This window comes from Afipia sp. OHSU_II-C1 (assembly GCF_000497575.1).
Classification (GTDB): Bacteria; Pseudomonadota; Alphaproteobacteria; order Rhizobiales; family Xanthobacteraceae; genus Afipia.
In genome coordinates, this window is the sequence record NZ_APJI01000031.1 from 1 (window position 1) to 3,295 (window position 3,295).

A 3,295-nucleotide genomic window follows, 5' to 3' on the forward strand; every position below is an offset into this window, starting at 1 on the left:
CAGACGGCATGCCACTTGGGGAATGTATGTTCAGACCTCTCATGCTTGCTGCTCCAGTTTGGGCTGTCATTCTTATTCCGTGCACGTTCGCCGCCCGAAACTTGTTGACGAATTTTGTTCGCGTCAACAGGCGGCGCGGCGGACCTTACCGGCAAACCGGCGGTGTCTCCATCACGACAGATCGCTTCGGGTATGGCCGGCCTCCTGCGAGGTTGCTCCCGAACCGGCCGTGGCAGTTTTCCCCTTGATTGCAGTCGCCACGGGAAGCCCGTATTCTCCCCAGCAAGACTTCAGTGTCGCCTGACATGACGTCACAGGGAGGAAATCACGTGGGGCGAACCGAGAGCCGGTTCAACGACGAGTCCGGGGTAGCGATCGCGCAGGCCAGAGCCGCCGAAGCCCCCGCCGCCGCGGCCGAACTGGCGGCGCAACTGCCGGCCGACGGGCTGGCGATGATCCTCGTTTTCGCCTCGCCGTCCTACGATCCGCATCAATTCTCCGGCGAGCTTGCCAAGACTTTCGGCAACGTTCCGATCTTCGGCTGCACCACCGCGGGAGAACTCACGCCGGACGGCTGGGGCGACAACAGCGTCGTCGCGCTCGGCTTCAGCGCACGGGATTTCACCATCGCCGCCCGTCCCTTTCTCGACCTCACCAATTTCCGCATCGAGGACGGCCGCCGGATCGGCAATGAACTGCGGGAGGACCTCGCGCGCAGCGGGAGCGGCGACGCCAAGGAAAAATCCTTCGGCCTGCTATTGATCGACGGACTTTGCCAGCGCGAAGAGACTGTGATGTCGTCGATCTACGCCTCGCTCGACGATATCCCGGTGGTGGGCGGCTCGGCGGGCGACGGGCTGCGTTTCGAGAAGACCTGGATCTTCTACGGCGGCAAGGCCCACACCGACGCGGCGGTCCTGATCCTGCTGAAAACGTCGCTGCCGTTCCGCCTGTTCAAGTGCGACAATTTCGAGCCCTCCGCCACCAAGATGGTGGTGACCGAGGCCGACATCGAGCGGCGCATCGTCAAGGAGATCAACGCGGAGCCGGCGGCCGAGGAATACTCCCGCGCGGTCGGCATCATGGACACCAAGCTCGATATGTTCTCGTTCGCGTCGCACCCGGTGCTGGTTCGCGCCGGCGGCGCCTATTACGCGCGCTCGATCCAGCAGGTGAACCCGGATGGGTCGCTGAACTTTTTCTGCGCCATCGACGAAGGCATGGTGCTGACCGTCGCCAACGCGCGCAATCCGGTCGGCGTCACCAAGGAGCTGTTCGAGGAAACCCGCGCCGAGATGGGCGACGTGTCGCTTTACCTCGGCTTCGAATGCGTGTTTCGCCGGCTCGATGCCGAGCAGCATCAGTTCGCCCGCGACATCTCGCAGCTCTATCGCGACAACCACGTCGTCGGCTTCCATACCTACGGCGAGCAGTATCGCTCGATGCACGTCAACCAGACGCTCACCGGCGTCGCCATCGGCAAGAGGCCGGCAACCGCATGACCGCGCAAGAACCCCGCTCACGGGAGATGCTGGAGCGGGAAACGATCAAGCTGAAGAAGATCAACGCGGCGCTGATCTCGCGCGTCGAGCGCTCGATGGATCAGCAGGCCAACGCGTTCTCGCTGTTCGAAACCGCCATCGCGCTGGACAACCGCGTGCTGGAGCGCACGCGGCAACTTCAGGAAGCGTTACGCTCGATCGAGAGGTCGAACGACGATCTCTTGCGCGCCAAGCAACAGGCGGAAGCGGCCAGCTCGCTGAAATCGTCGGTGCTGATCTCGGTGACCCACGATCTCTTGCAACCGCTGAACGCCGCACGGCTGACGCTGTCGACGCTGTCCGAGATGGATATTCCCGGCCAGGGCGCCGCGCTGATCGGCCAGGTCGATCGATCGTTGTTGACGCTCGAGGATCTGTTGCGAACGTTGCTCGACATCTCGAAGCTGGATGCCGGCGTTCTCAAGCCCGACATCCGGCCGATCACCGTGGCCTCGTTGTTCGAGCCGCTGCGTCAGGAGTTCGCGCCCGTCGCGGCGAAACGCGGCGTCGCGCTGCGCATCCTGCCCTCGCCCTACGCGGTGGTGTCCGATCCGCTGATGATGCGCCGCATCCTGCAAAATCTGCTATCCAACGCGCTGCGCTATACGCAGAAGGGCGGCGTCTTGATGGGATGCAGGCCGAGGGGCGACCGGCTGTGCATCCAGGTGCACGACACCGGACCGGGAATTCCCGAGGCGCAGCAACAGGCGATTTTCGTGGAGTTTCAGCGCGGCGAATCCAGCGACGGCGATCAGGCCGGGTTCGGGCTCGGCTTATCCATCGTGCACCGCTTCGCCACCGAGCTCGGCCACGACATCCAGCTCAATTCGCGCCTGGGCCGCGGCTCGACCTTCTCCATTACGCTGCCGCGTGCCAAATCCGAGGACGTGGTCGAGGCCGGACGCGAGGTGCAGCATCTCGACTTCCGCTATAACGTGCTGGAAGGCCGCAAAGTCCTGCTGATCGAGAACGATCCCTCCAGCGCCGAGGCGATGGCCGCGCTGCTGGAAAAATGGGGCTGCGACGTCGCCACGACGACCTCCGCGACGGACGCCATGGACAACATCGGCGCGCTTGGCGAACCGCCGGACGCGATCATCGCCGACCTGCACCTCGACCACGGCGAGAACGGCCTCGACGCGGTGAATTCGATCCGCGAGCAGATCAAGATCGACGTGCCCGCGATCATCGTCACCGCGGACTACTCGACCGAAGCCGAACGGGAAGCCGCCGTCTACGGGCTCGAATTGCTGCGCAAGCCGATCAAGCCCGCCGAAATGCGCTCGCTGCTGTCGTTCCTGCTGGCTTAGAGCGGGACGAACCGACATTGAATCGTCATTGCGAGCGAAGCGAAGCAATCCAGAAGGCCACAAGCAAAGGACTGGATTGCTTCGTCGCTTCGCTCCTCGCAATGACGGCAGAATGAGCGATCGAACCTAAATTCATCCCGCTCCAGAGCGCGATGCCTTCAGCCTGATCCGTCATGCCCGGGCTTGTCCGGGCATCCACGCTCGAAACATCAGCAAGTCCGAAGACGTGGATGGCCGGGACAAGCCCACGGCTGTCCGGTTTAGATTTTCTGGACAAGGCGCATGGCGTTGATTCTAGTCGGTTCCGGACGTCTGCAAGCGTTCCGGGACACGACAGGAGACCATCGCCATGCCGCACCACACTACAGTATTCCGCGATCTTCTGAAGCTGGTGCCGTGGCATCAGTTTGAAGCGCTTGTGGAAGACCACGATGCGGATGTGCG

3 protein-coding genes are annotated in these 3,295 nt (G+C 63.1%); 2 read left to right on the plus strand and 1 reads right to left on the minus strand.

Features of this window, described 5'->3' with window-relative positions:
- The first annotated feature begins 329 nt into the window (after positions 1-329).
- A complete protein-coding gene (locus I554_RS0125115; RefSeq protein WP_024578125.1) occupies positions 330-1,502 on the plus strand; it encodes an FIST N-terminal domain-containing protein in 1,173 nt (390 codons plus the stop codon).
- On the plus strand, positions 1,499-2,851 hold the full coding sequence (locus I554_RS0125120; RefSeq protein ID WP_024578124.1) for a hybrid sensor histidine kinase/response regulator: 1,353 nt from the start codon (positions 1,499-1,501) through the stop codon (positions 2,849-2,851). The genes I554_RS0125115 and I554_RS0125120 overlap by 4 nt, the downstream gene beginning before the upstream one ends.
- 25 nt (positions 2,852-2,876) lie before the next feature.
- Here the strand turns inward: I554_RS0125120 and I554_RS27450 are convergent, their stop codons facing one another.
- Positions 2,877-3,026 (minus strand): hypothetical protein, encoded by a 150-nt coding sequence (locus I554_RS27450; RefSeq protein ID WP_192817787.1) that lies wholly within the window; start codon positions 3,024-3,026, stop codon positions 2,877-2,879.
- Between the last annotated feature and the right edge of the window lie 269 nt (positions 3,027-3,295).